Annotated in this window: 15 protein-coding genes; 14 read left to right on the top strand and 1 reads right to left on the bottom strand. The window is 72.2% G+C overall.

Annotation, left to right across the window (positions count from 1 at the left end; all coding sequences use genetic code 11):
* The first annotated feature begins 228 nt into the window (after positions 1-228).
* The 14 genes from WG209_RS22405 to WG209_RS22340 all read left to right on the top strand — a co-directional run bounded on the left by WG209_RS22405 (position 229) and on the right by WG209_RS22340 (position 17159).
* Positions 229-513, top strand: coding sequence for a hypothetical protein (locus WG209_RS22405; RefSeq protein WP_337177327.1), 285 nt, complete (start codon positions 229-231; stop codon positions 511-513).
* A gap of 524 nt (positions 514-1037) precedes the next feature.
* Positions 1038-1670, top strand: coding sequence for a PepSY-associated TM helix domain-containing protein (locus WG209_RS22400; RefSeq protein WP_337177326.1), 633 nt, complete (start codon positions 1038-1040; stop codon positions 1668-1670).
* A gap of 27 nt (positions 1671-1697) precedes the next feature.
* Entirely contained in the window at positions 1698-2261 is a 564-nt protein-coding gene (locus tag WG209_RS22395) for a DUF2271 domain-containing protein (RefSeq protein WP_337177325.1), read from the top strand.
* A gap of 44 nt (positions 2262-2305) precedes the next feature.
* Positions 2306-3112 (top strand): DUF4198 domain-containing protein, encoded by an 807-nt coding sequence (locus WG209_RS22390; RefSeq protein WP_337177324.1) that lies wholly within the window; start codon positions 2306-2308, stop codon positions 3110-3112.
* A gap of 203 nt (positions 3113-3315) precedes the next feature.
* The gene (locus WG209_RS22385) at positions 3316-4284 is read left to right on the top strand and encodes a hypothetical protein (RefSeq protein WP_337177323.1); all 969 of its coding nucleotides are present in this window, start codon (positions 3316-3318) and stop codon (positions 4282-4284) included.
* 106 nt (positions 4285-4390) lie between these two features.
* Positions 4391-6733, top strand: a complete 2343-nt coding sequence (locus WG209_RS22380; protein WP_337177322.1) for a hypothetical protein — start codon at positions 4391-4393, stop codon at positions 6731-6733.
* 158 nt (positions 6734-6891) lie between these two features.
* Positions 6892-7566 carry a sigma-70 family RNA polymerase sigma factor gene (locus WG209_RS22375; RefSeq protein WP_337177321.1) on the top strand — a complete coding sequence of 225 codons (675 nt, stop codon included), beginning with the start codon at positions 6892-6894 and terminating at the stop codon, positions 7564-7566.
* Complete coding sequence (locus WG209_RS22370) at positions 7544-11557, top strand: serine/threonine-protein kinase (RefSeq protein ID WP_337177320.1); 4014 nt, start codon at positions 7544-7546, stop codon at positions 11555-11557. Before WG209_RS22375 ends, WG209_RS22370 begins: the two co-directional genes overlap by 23 nt.
* A gap of 76 nt (positions 11558-11633) precedes the next feature.
* Positions 11634-12536, top strand: coding sequence for a nucleotidyltransferase domain-containing protein (locus WG209_RS22365; protein ID WP_337177319.1), 903 nt, complete (start codon positions 11634-11636; stop codon positions 12534-12536).
* The gene (locus WG209_RS22360) at positions 12533-13303 is read left to right on the top strand and encodes a nucleotidyltransferase domain-containing protein (RefSeq protein WP_337177318.1); all 771 of its coding nucleotides are present in this window, start codon (positions 12533-12535) and stop codon (positions 13301-13303) included. Before WG209_RS22365 ends, WG209_RS22360 begins: the two co-directional genes overlap by 4 nt.
* Positions 13300-14238, top strand: coding sequence for a hypothetical protein (locus WG209_RS22355; RefSeq protein ID WP_337177317.1), 939 nt, complete (start codon positions 13300-13302; stop codon positions 14236-14238). The genes WG209_RS22360 and WG209_RS22355 overlap by 4 nt, the downstream gene beginning before the upstream one ends.
* 23 nt (positions 14239-14261) lie before the next feature.
* Positions 14262-14807, top strand: coding sequence for a DUF1572 family protein (locus tag WG209_RS22350; protein ID WP_337177316.1), 546 nt, complete (start codon positions 14262-14264; stop codon positions 14805-14807).
* Between the two features lie 25 nt (positions 14808-14832).
* Complete coding sequence (locus tag WG209_RS22345) at positions 14833-15399, top strand: pyridoxamine 5'-phosphate oxidase family protein (protein WP_337177315.1); 567 nt, start codon at positions 14833-14835, stop codon at positions 15397-15399.
* A 116-nt stretch (positions 15400-15515) separates the two neighbouring features.
* Complete coding sequence (locus WG209_RS22340; protein WP_337177314.1) at positions 15516-17159, top strand: C69 family dipeptidase; 1644 nt, start codon at positions 15516-15518, stop codon at positions 17157-17159.
* 18 nt (positions 17160-17177) lie between these two features.
* On the opposite strand, the gene WG209_RS22335 is transcribed toward WG209_RS22340, so the two are convergent.
* Positions 17178-18212 (bottom strand): ADP-ribosylglycohydrolase family protein, encoded by a 1035-nt coding sequence (locus tag WG209_RS22335; protein ID WP_337177313.1) that lies wholly within the window; start codon positions 18210-18212, stop codon positions 17178-17180.
* Between the last annotated feature and the right edge of the window lie 60 nt (positions 18213-18272).

Here is an 18272-nt window from a genome sequence, read left to right as displayed (position 1 = left end):
CTCGCGGGTCGCGTCGCCCGCGTCGCAGGCCGCGGCGACCCGCTCGCGGAGGTCGGTCGAGTAGGCTTTCAAGGCGGGGCCCTCCATAGCCCCACGAAGATAACCGCGTCAACCACTACAGTCGACGAGAAACCGCTCTAGCGACTTCGCTCGATGATGTTATGTACAATGAATTAGTAGGGCTGCTCAAAAAACGCCCCTGGAAGCCGTGAGGAAGGGAGGGCTGAGATGGCGAAGAAGGCGCAAGTCATGGTGACAACTTCGTTTAATCTTGGCGACCGCGTGCGCATAAAGGACCTTGCGGGACAAGTAGGCCGCATCGAGGAACTGCGGGGCCCCCTCGGTCCCGGCGGAGCGTCGGTCTATCGCGTCAAGGTCCGGAAGAAGCCTCGGGCTTCCTACATCGAGCTTCTGGGCAACCAGCTCGAATTCCTGCCGGTGACCAATCAGGGTGCCGCCGCCCAGCCGCGCAGGACCGCCCCGAAGGCATCAAGGGCCAAGAAGGGCGGCTGACACGCCCGCGCGGCATGGTCAGCGGCTAAGAACCGGTCGTGCCGCTGCCATGGCTGACGCGGGCGACCCTCCTGGCGGTGCGGCTCCCGGCGGCGGCCTGGGCCGGACCCGATACATGGTCGAGCGCGCGCACGCTTGCTTCTCGTGGTTCGTCGCCTCGTCCCGTGCCACGAGCGGCGACCCGAGGACGCTCAGGCGTTCCATTCGCTGGCCGCTTGCGTCATCCGCGCCCGCAAGGTCCGAGCGGCCCGGCCGCCCCGTTCGGCGCTCGACCGCGTTTTGAAACCACGCCTTGGCAAGCCTGGCGTCGGCCGTCGGGCAGGGCAACCACGAGGGGTGCCCCTACGATGACCGCTCCGGGGTACCCTCCTCGACGCGCCTCGCGGCCCCAATCCGTCCTGGTCGAAAGCCATCTCCCGACCACCCCGGGATATTGACACAGCCTTCGCGGGCGTGGGACAATTCCTCCTCGTGTTGCGTGGAATTGAGACTCAGTCTCATTGTCATGGGTGAAGCGAACCGTCGTGAGTCGAGACCGGAAGCATCGCGGGGCGTGGTATCGGACGATGATCCAGTGGCACTGGGTCAGCTCGGCGGTCTGCCTGGTGGGGATGGGGCTGTTCTCGATCACGGGCATCACGCTGAACCACGCGAGCCAGATCGAGAGCAAGCCGACGGTCGCGAAGGTGAGCGACGACCTGCCGCCCGAGCTGTTGCGGGCGCTGAACGGGTCGGCGACGACGAGCGACGGGCCCGCGGCGCTGCCGGCGGAGGTGGCCGACTGGCTACGGGCGAAGATCCGCCGGCCGGTCCCGGCGCGCGCCCCGGAGTGGTCGGAGGACGAGGTCTACCTCTCGATGCCCGGCCCGGGGAGCGACGCCTGGGTGTCGATCGACCGGGAGACGGGCCGCGTGGAGTTCGAGGGGACCGACCGCGGCTGGATCGCCTACCTCAACGACCTGCACAAGGGGCGGAACACCGGGGCCGCCTGGAAGTGGTTCATCGACGTCTTCGCCGTGGGGACGCTCGTCTTCTGCCTGACGGGGCTCTATCTGCTCTACTTCCACGCGCGGCATCGGTCCATGACCTGGCCCGTCGTGGCCCTGGGGCTCGTCATCCCCTTCCTGATCGCCGCTCTGATGGGCGCGCATCCCTGATTCACCGTCGCCGAGGAGCCTGAACTGATGAATCGAATCCGACCCTTCGCGACCCCGGGGACGGCCCTGGCGCTGGCGACGGCCCTGACCCTGGCCCTCGCTCCGTCGCTGCCGGCCGAGGAGATGGCCGCGGACGGCGGCAAGCTGGGGCTGAAGGTCGAGATCCCCCGGCTGAACGTCGCGGAGTATCACCGTCCCTACGTGGCCGCGTGGGTCCAGGGGCCGGGGGGGAAGGATGTGGTCGACCTGGCCGTCTGGTATCAGGTGAAGGACACCGGCGACGAGGCCGGGACGAAGTGGCTCCCCGACCTGCGGCAGTGGTGGCGGCGCTCGGGGCGCAACCAGCAGATCCCGGTCGACGCGGTCACCGGGCCCACGCCCCCCACCGGCGAGCGGACCGTGAAGATCGACGCCGACCAGCTCGCGAAGCTCCCCGCCGGGGAGTTGACCCTGGTCGTCGAGGCGGTCCGCGAGGTCGGCGACCGCGAGATCCTGGAGATCCCGTTCACCTGGCCCCCCCGGGAGGCCGGCGCGTTCCAGGCCCAGGGGAAGAAGGAACTCGGCAAGATCACGCTGACCGTCGCCCCTTGAAGATCCTCGACAACATCGAATCCCGGACTCCGAGAGGTTTCTCCATGCTCCGCAAGTCGTTGCTCGCGTCCCTCCTCGTGTTGACGGCGCCCATGTCGGCGAGCGCCCACAAGATGTGGCTGCTCCCCTCCGAGACCGTCCTGACCGGGCCGAATCCCTCGATCACGGTGGACGCGGCGATCTCCAACGACGTCTTCTTCTTCAACCACCACGCCCTGCCGCTGGCCGGGCTGAGCATCACGGCCCCCGACGGGTCGAAGCTCGCCGCGGAGAATCAGGCGACGCTGCGCTATCGGAGCGTGTTCGACGTCGCCCTCCCCCAGAAGGGGACGTACCGGATCGCGGCGCTGACGTCGAACATCCTGGCGACGTGGGAGGAGGACGGCGGGCGCAAGTTCTATCGCGGGGCCAAGGAGGGTTTCGCCTCCAAGGTCCCCGCCGGGGCGAAGGATCTCAAGGTCACGGAGGCCGTCGGCCGCGTCGAGACGTTCGTCACCAACGGCCCGCCGACGGTCGACGCCCTCAAGGCGGTCGGCGAGGGGATCGAGCTGATCCCCGTCACGCACCCGAACGACCTCTACGCGGGCGAGTCCGCCACGTTCAAGCTGATCGTCGACGGCAAGCCGGGCGCGGGGCTGGAGGTCGAGATCGTCCGCGGCGGCATCCGGTATCGCGACGCCCAGGAGGAGATCCAGGTCAAGGCCGACGACCAGGGCGTCTTCTCCGTCCAGTTCGACGAGGCCTGCATGTACTGGCTCGAAACCTCGACCGCGGACGACAAGACGACCTTCCCCGCCGCCAACGGCCGCTCCCTCCGCTACAGCGGCACGCTGGAAGTTTTGCCCAGGTGATCTCGCCTGGCGTCGGCCGGCGAGTGGGGCGCCCCTCGTGTGCGCCCCGCCCGCCGGGCTTCGCGGCTCCATGTCGCCGAAATCGAGAATAAGGCCTCAATTCCGCCGCTCCTCACCGTCGGGCCGCGATCGGGCGATACAATAAGGAGATGGTCGCGGGCGAATCACCCTCGACATACCCTCTCGCGGGCGGAAGGACCGGAATGATGCATCCCCTCACCAGGGCCGGATGGGTGGTCGTGTCGGCGGCGGCGCTGATGCTCGCGCCGGGCTCGGCGCGGGCCGGGGCGTTCTCGTGGCTCGACGAGGTCGTCCGGGCGATCATCGCCGAGGCGCGCGGCGGCAAGGCCGTGGCGCGCGGCGGCGACGCCGCGGCCGTCGAGGCCCGCGCCGCCGGCAAGCTGTTCGCCGCCGGCGCCGAGGAGAGCCTGGAGCAGGTCGCGAAGCGCTCGGACGAGCTGGGCCTCGCGGCGCGTCGGGTCGACAACCCCAGCGAGCTGCTCCTGGAGACCCGCTTCGGCCAGCTCGTCGGCCGCGATCCCGACGCCCTGCGGACGTTCTCCGCGCTGAAGGCGACCGAGAAGCGCGTGGTCGTCGAGATGGGCGAGTCCGCCGCTCGGCTGGCGAGGCGCTACCCGCAAGACGCCGAGCGGATGGTCCGACAGCTCGGGCCCGAGGGGCTGACGGCCGTCCGCGCGTTCGGCGACGACGTGGCCGAGGTCATCGTCCGCGAGGGCCCCGAGACCCTGGGCGTCCTGCGCAAGACGGGACGGGGGGGCTGGGAGTTCATGACGACCCAGGTCCTCCCGCACAAGAAGAAGCTGGCCGCGGCGGGCGTCCTGGCGGCGTTCTACGCCAACCCGGACGCCTTCGTGGACGGCGCCGGCCGGGCCACCGAGTACGCCGTCCGCGAATTCGCCCGCGCCGGCGTGACGCTGGCGGGGGCCGTCGGCGGCGGGGTGGTGTCGGGCCTGGAGACGAGCATCGGCGAGGCGCTGGCCGCTCGCGGCATCGACTTCCCGGTCTTCCGCAAGCTCGGCGTGGTCGTCGCCGGGGTGGTCGCGTGCGGGGCGCTCTTGATCCTCCTGGGCTTCCCCCTCCGTACAATGCTGCGGCCGTTCACCGGCATGGCCCGGCTGTTCCGCCGGGCGACGACTCGACGGTCGGCCTGAAGCGGGCGACGGCGGCGGGTCGATGAGTAGGGGGATCGGCATTTCGGACTTCCGGGCACGGACGCCCGCGATCGTCGGCGGTTCCTGACAGGAGCGGGGACGGAGCGTGTCGAATCGACGCAACGCGCGACTGGACGCCCTGGAGGCCCGGCTGACCGGGCCCAAGAAAATCGCGCTCTTCGGGCATCGGAACGTGGGCAAGACGACGCTGCTGGCGATGTTCTACCGCCAGGCGGCGGGGGGGCTGGTGCCGGGCGTGCGCCTGGCGGCGGCCGACCCCCCCACGGCCGAGTACCTCGCCGAGAAGATCGCCGCGATCGAGTCCGGCGAGGCCACCGGCGGCACGCTCTCGGAGACCGAGCTACACCTGCGGCTCTATCACGGCCCGGCGCGGTTCGAGCTGATCGTCAAGGACTACCAGGGCGAGCACGTCACGCTGGGGAGCGACGAGCCGATTCAGGAGTTCTTCGCCGGCTGCGACGCCGTGTTCCTCTGCCTCGACCCCGAGGGCTCCGCCGACCCCGCGGAACGTCGACGCCGCCAGCAGGAGGTCGAGAACCTCCTGGAGCGGTACATCGAGAAGTCCGAGGACATCAGCACCGACCGACCCGTCGCCCTGCTGCTCATGAAGTTCGACCGAGTCCTCGCGCGCGAGGAGCGGGGGTCGGTGGCCGACGAGGCGTTCGTCGAGGACCTGGTCGACCGCCAGTACGGCATGACCCGCCACGCCCTCCGCCAGCACGCGCCCGACGGCGTCATCTTCGCCGTCAGCGCGTTCGGGCCGGGCGCCGACGGCAACCGGCCGCCGTCGGAGATCCGCCCGATGGGCCTGGAAGGGCCGCTGGGGTGGGTCGCCGAGCAGCTGGAGGTCCGCGACCGCTCGCAGATGGAGCTGCTGTGGAGCCTCGCGGCCGACGACCTGCCGCGGCTGCACCGCTGCCTGGCCGCCTACGAGAAGCGCTATCCGCGTTCGAACCGGACGTACGAGTTTCGTGATCGCCTGGCCCGGCTCGAACGCAAGAAGAAGCTGCGGCGGCTGGGGATCGTCGCGGCGAGCGTCGCGGCCCTGGCGGGGCTGACGCTCGGCTACGATCTGCTGGGCTACGCGCGGGCGACGGCCTTCGAGCGCGACGCGGGCAACACGGCGACGGCCGTGGCCGCGCGGTGGTCGGAGCTGCTGGCGAACCACCCGACGATGCCCTACATCCTGCCGAGGTTCGCTCGCGAGGCCGCCGACAAGAAGGCCGAATGGACCGTGAAGGCCAGCGGCGCGCAGGTGGCCGCCGGCTCGGTCGTCCCGGACCTGGAGGCCAAGCTGGAGGCCGCGCGGGCGCAGGCGCCGCGGCTCGCCCCGGCCATCCGCGAGGTCGAGAAGTCCCGCGAGCAGATCCGCCACGACGAGCGCTGGAAGGAAGTCTACTCCCAGGCGAACTCGCTGGAGGCGATCGACGAGCCCAGCAAGGGGTTGACCGCGCTGGACGGCTTCCTCCGCGAGTTCCCCGACTCGTCGAAGCGGCCCGAGGCGCTGAAGCTCGCCCAGGGCCTCAAGGCCGAGCTGGAGACCCGCCGCACGGCCGTCGAGCGCCGCGTCGTGGACGACCTGGCCCGCGCCGAGGCGCTGCCGAACGCCTCGCTCGCGGACCTGATCGAGCGCGCCCGGAAGTTCCTGGACGAGCACCCGGAGAGCCCGTATCGCCAGGAGGTGCGCGACCGCCTGGACGACTACCTCAAGCGGCTGGACGACCGCGACATCGCCCGCGCCCGCGAATTTTCGAAGCGACAGCCGACGAGCTTCGCCGCGCGGATCGACAAGTACCAGGAATACCTGAAGGCCCACCAGGCCGGCGGCCGCTACGTCAGCGAGGCGCTGGAGGCGAAGGACCGGATCCTCCGCGAGTGGGACGCTCACGCCTACCGCCAGGCCCACGACTACGCGGCTGCCCGCCCCGACGACGCGGCCGAGGTCGCGCGTCGCCTGCGCGACTACCTCCGCGACCACGCCGACGGCCGCTTCGCCGCGTCCGCCAGGGCGTACCTCGACTGGTGGGACAAGGTCTCGGTCCCCAACGGTTATCGCGTCACGCTGCGTCGAGGGACGGTGCCGGCGTCCGCCGGGAAGTACCTGTCCGGCGGCGGCCCGGACCTGGGGGTCACGCTGGAGGTCGCCGGCGCGACCTACGGCCCCTCGCCGGTCGTCGCCAACACCACGCGCCCCATCTGGGACTACACGTTCTCGCAGCCCGTCGTCTGGAAGTACGGCGACCCGATCACGATCCGCGTGATCGACTACGACTGGTCCGCCTCCGAGGTCGCCGTGCTGAACAGCCGCCAGGGCGACCCCCTGGCCATGCGCCTGCTCGACAACACGATCAAGCTCGCCAAGGGGGGCGGCGTCACCCTCACGTTCACGTCCGACTTCAACATGCCGACCCTCGCCAAGCCGGAGTAGCGCGGGCCTCCCCGACGCCGCGATCCGTCCCCCCGCCGCGCCTTGCCCCGGGCCCGGCGCGGTCGCATGATGGAATCGGGGCGTTTTCCCCGGGGCGGAGGTCCGATCGGGGGCCGGTCGTCGCCTATCTAGAGTGAGGACGGAGAGGGGCGTGGTTCATGGCCGAGGGGCCGATCGAGCTGCTGGCCAGGGCGCGCGCCGGCGAGGCGGAGGCGCTGGGCGAGCTGTGCGCGCTGTACCGCAACTACCTGCGCATGGTCGTCAGGACCGGGCTGGGCCCCCGGCTGCGTGAGCGGCTGGAGCTGTCCGACGTGGTCCAGGAGGCGCTGGTGGAGGTGGTGCGCCAGTTCCCCCAGTTCACCGGCCAGAACGAGGCGGCGCTGGTGGGCTGGCTGCGGCGGCTGGTCGGGCAGAAGCTGGCCGACCTGGGCCGGTACCACAGCCGGACCAAGCGCGCGGGCGGCGTGGCGCCGGTCCCGCTCGACGCCCCCTGGGAGGGGGGCGGGGGGGGCGGGGGCGACGCGGGGGAGGGGGGCGGCGGGCGGCTGCTCGACGTCCTGGCCCTCAGCCAGACCAGCCCCAGCGAGGTCGCCAGCCGCCGCGAGCTGATCGTCCTGCTGGCCGACGCCCTGGCCGGGCTGCCGGTGGCCGAGGCCGACGTCCTCTGGCTCTACCACGCCGAGGGGCTCTCGTTCGAGGCCATCGGCGAGCGGACGGGGGTCACGCGGAAATCGGCGCGCGGCGTCTGGGCGCGCGGCCTGAAGCGGCTGAAACGATCGCTGGAGGGGCCCCCGGGCGGGACCTTGAAGTATGACGACGGGCCGGCCGGCTGACGAGACTCCCGACGTCGCCCCCCTGGACGACGACGAGCGACTGGGCGAGGCGATCGAGGCCTACCTCGAGCTGGCCGAGCGCGGCGAGGCCCCACCCGCCGAGGAGTTCGCCGCCCGCTGCGGCGACATCGAGCCGGACGTCCTCGCGGCGCTGGAGGGGCTGGAGCTGGTCCACGGCCTGGTGGGGGGGGCGAGCGGCTCGTCCGGCGGGGGCGGCCCGGGGCGGAACCTGGAGTCGGGCCGCCGGATCGCCGGCTATCGGATCGTCCGCGAGCTGGGCCGCGGCGGCATGGGGACGGTGTACGAGGCGGTCCACGTCGGCCTCGACCGCCCGGTCGCGCTGAAGGTGCTGGGGACGCTCGCCGCGCCGGACTCCTCGGCCCGGCGCCGGTTCCTCAACGAGGCCCGCGTGGCGGCCGGGCTGCACCACACCCACATCGTCCCGGTGTTCGACGTCGGGCAGGTGGGCGGGCTCTGCTACTACGCCATGCAGCGCATCGAGGGGAGCGGCCTGGACCGGGTGATCCGGTGGCTGCGGTCCGAGCGGGGCGCCGGCGGCGGTCGGTCGTCCGCCGAGCTGGCCGCGCGCTGGGGCTCGTCGTCGCGATGGTTCTCCCGGGGGGCGTGGGGGCGGAGCCCCTCGCTCCTCTCCTGGCGGCGCTCCTGGTCGCGATCGGCGCCCTCCGCGACCGCGACGGGCGAGGACCCCACGCCGGCCTGGCCCGGGACCGGCGGCCGGGCGCTGCTGGCGTCGCCGCGGCTGGCGACCCGCGCGGCCGAGGACGCCGAGCCCCCGTTCGAGCCCCCGCGCGGCTCGTCCTACCATCGCTGGGCGGCGACCGTCGGCATGCAGGCGGCCGAGGCGCTGGCGCACGCGCATCAGCACGGGGTCATCCACCGCGACGTCAAGCCCTCGAACCTGCTGATCGACGCCGAGGGCTCCATCTGGGTCGCCGACTTCGGCCTGGCCCGTCGCCTGGCCGACCCCGGCCTGACCCACCACGACGGGATGATCGGCACCCCTCGCTACATGAGCCCGGAGCAGGGCCGCACCGGCGTCGTCGACGCCCGCACCGACGTCTACAGCCTGGGCGCGACCCTGTACGAGCTGCTGACCCTGCGCCCGCCGTTCGACGGCGAGACCGCCGCGGAGCTGCTCGACCAGATCGCCGGCCGCGAGCCGGTCGCCCCGCGCTCCATCGACCCGAGGATCCCGCGCGACCTGGAGACGATCGTCCTCAAGAGCCTGGCGAAGCGGCCCTCGGACCGCTACGCGACGGCCCGCGAGCAGGCCGACGACCTGGAGCGGTTCCTCAACCGCGAGCCGGTCAAGGCGCGGCGGATCAGCCCGATCGGCCGCGCCTGGCGGGTGATGCGGCGGCATCCGGGCATCAGCTCGGTCTCGGCCGCGGCGTGCGTCATCATCCTGGCCGTGGCGGGCTTCGCCTACCATCGCGTCGTCCGCGAGCGCGACGCCAAGGACGCGGCACTCCAGCTCAAGGCCGCGGCCCTGGTCCGCGCCGACGAGGCCCTCGCCCGGACCGAGGAGGCCGTGCGCGAGTCGGAGGGGGCGCGGCGGATGGAACTCTGGCGGCACGCCGAGCTGGTCCGCCGCACCGACGCCCCCGACCGTCGCGCCGCCGGGCTCGACCTCCTGAAGCGGGCTGCGGCGCTCCGGCCCGACGCGGAGACGAAGGCCAAACTTCGCGACGAGGCGGCCGAGTTCCTGGTCCTCCGCGACTTCGAGCCCCGGCTGGACCTGCCCACCGGCCCGACGCGCGACGTGGTGCTGGGCCAGGGGGGGACGCGGCTGGTCGCGCTGGCGGCCCGCGGGGAGGAATACGGCGGCGGCGAGGAGCTGGCCTCCTGGGATCTGGCCTCCGGCCGTCGCGGCGACGCCCTCTCCCTGACCCTCCCCCCCCGCGGCGACGACCGCGACGAGGGGACGGGCGGCGGTGGGCGGCGGGCGGGGGGGCGATCGGGCGACCGCCTGGCATCCTGCGGCGCGAGCCTGGCCGTCGTCCCCCGAGGCGGGGGCGCGATCCTGCTGGTCGACGCCTCGACCGGGATGCCGACGCGCGAGCTGAAGCCGACCGCGGGCCGCGTCGCCTCGGTCTTCGGCGAGCCGACCGGGAAGCGGCTGGCCGCGCTGGAGGTCGACGCCGAGCGCGCCGCGCCCGGGGATCGCGGCCGGGGCGAGTGCCGGCTGGTCCTCTGGGATCTGGAGCGGCCCGACGCCCCCCCCCGCGTGGCGAACCTGGGGGCCGAGGCCCGCCCCGCCTGGCCCCAGCCCAGCGTCGCCTTCGCCCCGGACGGCAAGTCGCTGGCCGTGGCGTTCCCGGACGAGACCACCATCCGCGTCATCGACGCCGAGGGCGGCCGCGAGTCCCGCTCGATCGAGGCGCCGGCCGACGTCCGCGCCCTGGCGATCGGGGCCGGCGGCAGGCTGGCGGCGGCCTCGCAGGGGACGATCCAGCTCTGGAACCTGGCGAGGCCGGACGCCAACGCGTTCGTCACCAGCATGTCGTCGCGGGGGGCCGTGTCGCGGCTCCAGTTCGACCCGACCGGCGCGCTGCTGGCGGCGACCACCTGGGGCGGGATGATGCAGCCGGCCGCGAAGGTGGAGCTGTGGGACGCCGCGTCGTTCCGCGTGGTCGCCGTCCTCCCCTGCGCCGACCCGGTCTCCGACGTGGCGTTCTCTGCCGACGGCCGGACGCTCGCGGCCGGCGGGGCGACGACCTCGATCTGGCGGATCCGCGAGCCCCGCGTCCGCGCGACGGCCGTGGGCCTGGCGGATCGGCCGTTCTCGGCCACGTTCCGCGGCGACGGCCTGCTGGCGGTGTCGGACTTCGCCGGCGACGTCTGGGCCTGGGACGCGACGTCCTCCCCCTCGGCCGGCGGCCGTCCCCCGTTCCGCGTGGCCTCGGCCTCGCCCCCCCCGCCCGATCCCGCCGGGCCGACGGGCGAGGAGGGCTCGCGTCCCGCGGCGTCGTCCGAGCCCGCGTCCGGCCGGCCCGCCGGCCGCGAGCCCGCCCGGTTCGTCTTCCCCCGACCGTCGGGCGCGGCGTTCACCCCGACCGGCGACCTGATCGTCCACGACGCCGACGGCCTGGAGATCCACCCCGCCGGGCTCGCCCCCGACGCCAGCCCCTCGCGCGTCGAACTCCCGCCGATGCCGCCGTGGTCCCAGGGGGGCTCCTGGCCGCTCCTCGCCCGCGACATCGACGACGGCGCGACGATGGCCCTCGCCCGCGGCCCCTCCGTTTATCTGTGGGACGCCGACCGCCCGGACGCGCCGACCCTCGTCGTCCCGCCGGACGACCATCGCGGCCCCGTCGGCCCCCCCGAGCCGAGGCCCGGCGAGGGGCGCCGCGGCCGTCGCGGCGGGCGCCCGGACGGGCCCCCCCCCGGCGGCGGCCCCCCGGAGCCCCCCCCGGCGGCCCGCGTCCTCCAGGTGGCGCTGGCGGGCGATCGGCTCTACCTCGTCGTGGGTTCCCCGTCGTCCGTCCGGGTGCGGGCCTGGGAGCTGTCGCGCTCGGCGGACGGCGTCCGGGCCGAATCGCGGGCCTGGGCCGACGACCCGCCGGACGGGGCCTACACGTTCGCGACGAGCCCGGACGGCTCGTTGCTGGCGGTGCTGGACCGCTCCGGCGTCGTCACGCTGTTCGACGCGGATCGGCTCGCGAGGGTCGGCCGCGTCGAGCCCGTCGCCGACGACCCGGAGACGCACGCGACCGCCCTGGCGTTCGCCCCCGACGGCCGCCTGGCCGTGGGCTCCCTGCCGGGGGCCGTCCGGCTCTGGGACGTCTCCCGCCCGGACGCCCCCCGGCCCTCGATCCGGCTCCCCTGGGAGGGCGGCGGCCCCGCGCCGGTGCTGGCGTTCGACCCCGACGGCCGCCGCCTGGCCGTCGGCGGCGGCGACTCCGTCATCGAGGCCTGGGACCTCGACGCCCTCGACGAGGAGCTGCGCGCCCTGGGCCTGGGCGACTGACCCGCGCCCGGGGATGAACCTCGCCGGCGCCCCGGGCGTCCGTCCTTCATTCGAAGCGAGCCGACGGGAGGGGGCCGTGAGCACGATCCAGCGACTGACCGACCGCAAGCTGCTCCGCCCGCCGCGATGGCTGCCGGGGAACGTCCAGTACGAGACGATCATGGGGAGCGTCGCCTATGGGGTGTCGTCGGACACCAGCGACGTGGACGTGTACGGCTGGGCCATCCCGCCGAAGGACGACGTCTTCCCCCACCTCCGAGGCGAGATCCCCGGCTTCGGCTCGCCCCGCAAGCGGTTCGAGGTCTTCCAGGAACACCACGTCGCCGACGACGACGCCCTGGGCGGGACCGGCCGGATGTACGACGTGACCATCTTCGGGATCGTCCGCTTCTTCGACCTGGCCATGCAAAACAATCCCAACGTGCTCGACTCGCTGTTCACGCCGATCAACTGCGTGCTGCACGCGACCCGCGTGGGCGGGATGGTCCGCGCGGAGCGCCGGGTGTTTTTGCACAAGGGGGCATGGGCGAAGTTCAAGGGATACGCGTACTCGCAACTTCACAAGATCGCCACGAAGCGCCCGGAGGGGAAGCGGGCCGAGATCGTGGCGGAGCACGGCTATGATGTGAAGTTCGCCTATCACGTCGTCCGGCTGATCGGCGAGGTCGAGCAGATCCTGACCGAGGGGGACATAGACCTCCAGCGCGACAACGAGCGGCTGAAGGCGATCCGCCGCGGCGAGTGGACCGAGGACCGGCTACGCTCGTGGTTCGACGAGAAGGAGAAGCAGCTCGAACGAGCCTGGGCCGAGAGCAAGCTCCCCGCCGGACCCGACGAGGCGAAGATCAAGGACTTGCTCATGCGATGCCTGGAGGAACACTACGGCCGCCTCGACGCCTGCGTGGTCGACCCCGACCGCGCCGTCGCCGCGCTGCGGGCCGTCCAGGCCGATCTGGACCGCGTGAGGGACCTGCTATGAGCGACGACGACGCCCGGAGGCGGCTGGAGGACGCGGCCGACGGCCACCCCTTCCCGCTCCTGTTCGCCACGATCAGCGGGGCGCACCTGTACGGGTTCACCTCGGCCGACTCGGATTACGACCTGCGCGGCTGCCACGTCCTGCCGGCCTCGCGCGTGATGGGCCTCGACCCGGGGCCGTGGACGATCGAGGTGGAGCGGTTGGAGGACGACGGCTTCGAACTCGACCTGGTGACGCACGACGCCCTCAAGTTCTTCCGGCTGATGCTCAAGAAGAAGGGCTACGTCCTGGAGCAACTGCACTCGCCGCTGGTCGTCCGGACGACGCCCGAGCACGAGGAGTTGAAGGCGATCGCGCGCGATTGCGTCACGCGGTTCCACCATCATCACTACCTGGGGTTCGCCGCGACCCAGTGGCGGCTGTTCGACCAGGAGAGCCCGCGACGGATCAAGCCGCTCCTCTACATCTATCGGGTGTTGCTGACGGGCATCCACCTGATGCGTACCGGCGAGGTCGAGGCCAACCTGCCCCGGCTGAACGAGTCGGCCCGGCTGTCGCATGTCGACGACCTGATCGCGCGGAAGGTCGCCGGCCGCGAGGGCGAGACGCTCGACGACGCCGACGCCTCGTTCCACCATCGCGAGTACGAACGCCTGCGCGCCGAGCTGGAAGCCGCCGGCGCGTCGAGCCGGCTCCCCGAGCAACCGACGGCCCGAGACGCGCTGGACGACTTCCTGCTGCGGCTGCGCCTGCGGGCGGTTTTATGAGCCGGAAGCATCGGCGGCCGCGGCCCGACGTCCCGGCCGGCTGGGAGCGGGTCTGCGCGATCTTCGGCAACCCCGCGCCGCCTCGTCACGTGTGGCAACGTCAATTCGACGGGCTCGACGCCGACCTGCGCCGGGTCGCGGCCATGCCGTTGGACCGGATCGAGCCCGGGGATCTCTGGTACTTCCTCCACGACCTCGCTTACGTCCCGCTCCAGCCCGAGGTCTTCGACTATCTCTTCCCCGCCTGCCTGATGTTCTGGCGTCGAACCCTTTTCGACGGCGTCCCCTGCACGCAAGGAGACGCCGATTTCGGCTGGTCGCTCCAGCACGGCGGCGCATTGGATACGATGATGGACGAGGAGCGCCGTGAGGACGTCCTCGTCTGGTTTCGCGACGTCATGCTCGAACGGATCGACGCCGAACGCGGGTTCGACGGGGTCGAGCCGTGCCACTGGCCGCTGCCGTGGGGGTGGATCGGCCGGCTGAACACCCTGGGCCATGTTGCGCCGGTCGTCGAGTCGATCTGGACCCGGTGGTGGCCGTTCGAGACGCCCGGGCGAGCCGTCGCGGCGGTCGAGTACGTCTCGGGATTGATATACTTCCCGTATGAGGACCCGTTGTTCGAGGAGCTGAGCCGACGGGGCGGGACGTTCCCCGTCGAACGCGTCGACTCGTCGGTCGACGGCCCCTGGATGGAACCGAACGCGGCCTTCCTGCGCTCGACCCTGAAGCCCGGTTGGGTCGAGGAGCGTCTTCGGGCCGCGGTCGGCCGACTGGCGGGCGAGCCCGAGGAGGAGAAGGCCCGCCGCGTGCTGGCAGACCTGGCGACGCGGCCGGACGTCCTGGCCATCGGCATCGAGGATCTGATCGAAGATCTCTGCGGTCGGGGGAGCCCCGAGGGCCGACTGCCGTGGCGTCGCTCCGGGATCTTCTGACGGATGAAGGGAAGGGGGGAGACGTGGCGGCGCGGACGAACGGGCCGGGTACCGGCCGAGCATTCCTGATCGAAGCCCGCTCGCGGCTCGACGACGTCGCCCAACTGGTCCGTCACTGCCTAGGGCAGCTCGACGAAGCCCAGATCTGGTGGCGGCCAGGAGAGGGGATGAACAGCATCGGCAACCTGGTGCTCCACCTGGCGGGCAACCTGCGCCAGCGGTTCGAGGTGAACGTCGCGGGCCGGGCCGACGTCCGCGACCGCTTCGGCGAGTTCACGCACCGCGAGGCGATCCCGAAGGGCGAGCTGTTGAGGCGCTTCGACGAATCGGTCGGCGCGGCCGACGCGCGGCTGGGCTCGCTCGCGCCCGAGGCGCTCGCGGAGGAGCGGTCGGTCCAGCGGGGCGGGGAGGACGTCCAGGCGACCGTGCTCAGCATCGTATTCCAGACGCTCATGCACCTGGCCGGCCACGCGCAGGAGATCGTCTACATGACACGGATGCAGCTCGGCGATCGTTACAGCTTCCGGACGCCGTCGCTCGTGCCGCCGGCGATGCGGCCGAACGGGTGAATCGCATCGAATTCGAGGGGACCGCATGGGAAGGGTCTACGACGGCATCGACGATCGGCTGGCGAATTTCATCGGGCGCCAGCACCTGTTCTTCGTGGCGACCGCGCCGACCGACCTGGACGGCCGGCTGAACATCTCGCCGAAGGGGCTCGACACGTTCCGCGTCCTGGGGTCGCATCGGGTGGCGTACCTCGACCTGACGGGTAGCGGCGTCGAGACGATCGCGCACCTGCGCGAGAACGGTCGGTTGGTCGTCATGTTCTGCTCGTTCGACGCCCGGCCGGTCGTCCTCCGGCTCCACGGTCGGGGCCGCGTGGTGGAGCCGGCGGACGCCGACTGGGCCGAGCTGTCGCCCCACTTCCCCGACCTCCCCGGCGCTCGCGCGGTGATCGTGCTGGACGTCGACCGCGTCTCCGACTCCTGCGGCCTCGGCGTGCCCATCTACGAGCACCGCGGCGACCGCTCGGGCCTGATCGACTTCGCCCACAAGAGCGGCCCCGACGGCATGGCCGACTACCGCCGCCGCAAGAACGCCGCCAGCATCGACGGCCTGCCGGGGCTGTCGCCGCCGGGCGGGTCGGCCCGGGGGTGAAGCGCCACGAAAGGGGGCGAGATCACCCGCGCCCGGGGTTGTGCCGCGGGCGTAGGCGGCCATATCCTCGATCGTCGCGCATGCGGGCAGCGGCCCGGTCGGGGGATGGTCGTATCATGAGGGGTGGATTCATGGCGGGGCTTCGGAAGGTCGTGATGTGGGCGGTCGTCGCGATGACGGCGGCGGGCGGGGCTTCGGCCTGCACGAACATCGTGGTGGGTCGGAAGGCGTCGCGGGACGGGTCGGTCATGGTGACGTACTCGTCCGACATCACGATCATGCCGCGTCTGTTGCGCATCCCCGGCGGCGAGCACAAGGAAGGGGAGACGGTCGAGGTCAAGGGGTGGGAGTCGGACGAGGTCCGGGGCCGCGTCCCGCAGGCGTCGCGGACGCATTCCGTGGTCGGGCTGATCAACGAGCATCAGGTCTCGATGGGCGAGACGACCACCGGCGGGCGTCGCGAGCTGCGCGACCGCAAGGGCCTGCTCGACTACGACGCGCTCATGATGCTGGTCCTCCAGCGCGCGAAGTCGGCGCGCGAGGCGATCGCGCTGGTCGATTCTCTCTGCCGCGAGCACGGCTACGGCAGCGGCGCCGAGACGTTCTCGATCGCCGACAAGGACGAGGCCTGGATCATGGAGTTGATCAACAAGGGCCCCGGCCAGAAGGGCATCGTCTGGGTTGCCGCCCGCGTGCCCGACGATTGCATCACGGCCCATGCGAACATGAGCCGGATCACCACGTTCCCGCTCGACGATCCCGAGAACTGGCTGTACGCCCCGGACGTGATCTCGTTCGCCGTGGAGAAGGGGTATTATGACCCGAGCCTCGGCAGGCCGTTCAGCTATCGCGACGCCTACCACCCCGACCACGGGCCGTCGGCCCGGCGCGCGTGCGCGGGGCGGGTGTGGAGCGTCTACCGTCGCGCCGCGCCCTCGGCCAACTTCTCCGACGCCTGGTTTCGCGGCGAGGAGGGCGCGGAGGACTACCCGCTGTTCATCAAGCCCGACGAGCCGCTCGCCGTCCGCGACGTCATGAACCTGATGCGCGACCACTACGAGGGGACGCCCTACGACATGACGAAGGGGATCGACGCCGGCGCGTTCGGCAGCCCGTTCCGCCTGCGCCCGCTGGTCTTCCACGTCGACGGCGAGGAATATATGTGGGAGCGTCCGATCTCGTCGCCGCACGCCGGGTTCACCGTCGTCCACCAGAGCCGCGCGAGCCTGCCGGACGCCGTGGGCGGCGTGACCTGGTTCACCCCGGACGACGCCTCGACGTCGTGCTTCACGCCGCTCTACTGCTCCATCGACGCCCTGCCGGCGCCGTACGTCGCGGGGGAGTACGGGAAGTTTTCCTGGGATTCCGCCTTCTGGATCATGAACCTGGTCTCCAACCTGGCCTATGACCGCTGGTCCCACGTCTTCCCGGATGTTCAGGCCGCGCAAGCGAGGCGGGAGGAGGCCATCCTCAAGATGCAGCCGGTCGTCGAGGAATCCGCCGCGAAGCTCGCCGCGACCGACCCGGCGCTCGCGCGGTCGTTCCTGACCTCGTTCAGCGTCTCCACCGCCGAGGGGGTCTTCCGCGACTGGCGTGGCCTGGCCGAGACGATCCTGACGAGGCACCTCGACGGCTACGTCAAGGACTCCGACGGCGAGGCCCAAGAGACCGGCTACCCCGAGAAATGGCTCCGCGAGGTCGTCAAGTCCCGCCCCGGCCAGTTCACCGTCCCGGCCAGGATCGGGCTGACGGACTACTGAACGAGGCCGTTGGATGAATCAGAAGGGCGCGAGCCGCCGGAATCCGTGGGCCAGGACGACGGGGTAGAGGGCCAGGTTGCGGCCCATCGCCGCGGCGGCCGAGTAGCGCGGCGGATCGGCGGGCGCGCCATCGTCGGCGGCCCGCAGCGACCGCGCGAGGCCCTTCAGATGGCCGGGGCCGAAGGGGCCGTCGTGGATGCGGCCGATCAGTTCGGTCGGCAGCCAGGCGGCCCCGGAGCGCGCGCCCGACCACGCTCCGACGATCGCGGCGATGCTGTCGGTGTCGCCCCCCGCGGAGATCGTCTCCGTTAGCGCTCGCATCGGGTCGTCGCCGAAGCGGGCGAACGCGAAGCTCGCGAACGCCAGCGTGTGGACGACGAAGCCCGACGTCCCGCACGCCCCCGCGGCGTCGAGCGTGGCGTGATCCGAGGCCGCCATCGCCAGCCCCTCGTCGATCGCGCGACCGAGTTGCGCGTCCTCGACCACGCCGCGCGCCTCCCTCAGCAAATCCGGCGCGGGCCGGGCTAGCCCCGGTCGCGCCGCCAGGGCGGCGACCTCGGCGACGAAGACGGCCCCCTCGACGGCCCTCGGGTCGCGGTGCGTCACCTCGGCCAGCGCCCTCGCGAAGGCGCGGCGCTCGTCGGGCCGGTCGCGATGGAACACGCCGACGATCGCCGAGCGCATCGCCGCCCCGTTGCCGGCCGACATCACCCCCGAGGGGGAGACCCCCGCGGCGATGCGCAGGCACGCCTTCACCGTCGCCAGGCCGACGCCCCAGGGGAGGCGGCAGAACCAGCCGAGCAGCGCCCGGCGGAAGTCGCGGACGCATGCCTCCACGTCGCGCGGATGCCGCGCCAGGCTCTGCGCCATCAGCGCCGATTGCTCCGTGTCGTCCGAGACGAACCCCGCCCGTCCCAGCAGGCGGAAGCGGTCGACCGGCCCGAACCGTCGCGCGATGGCCCGCGCCGACATCCCCTCGCACGGCAGCCCCAGCGCGTCTCCCAGGGCCGTGCCCAGCAACGTCGCCTCCAGTCGGTCGTCCGGCCCGTCCACGGCTTCGCCTCCCCAGCCCATGCCTATCCGCACAGTCCTACGACATTTGACGGAGAGCGT

The sequence above is a fragment of the Paludisphaera sp. genome, from assembly GCF_037189885.1.
GTDB lineage: Bacteria > Planctomycetota > Planctomycetia > Isosphaerales > Isosphaeraceae > Paludisphaera.
This window is presented reverse-complemented; position numbering and strand designations above follow the sequence as displayed.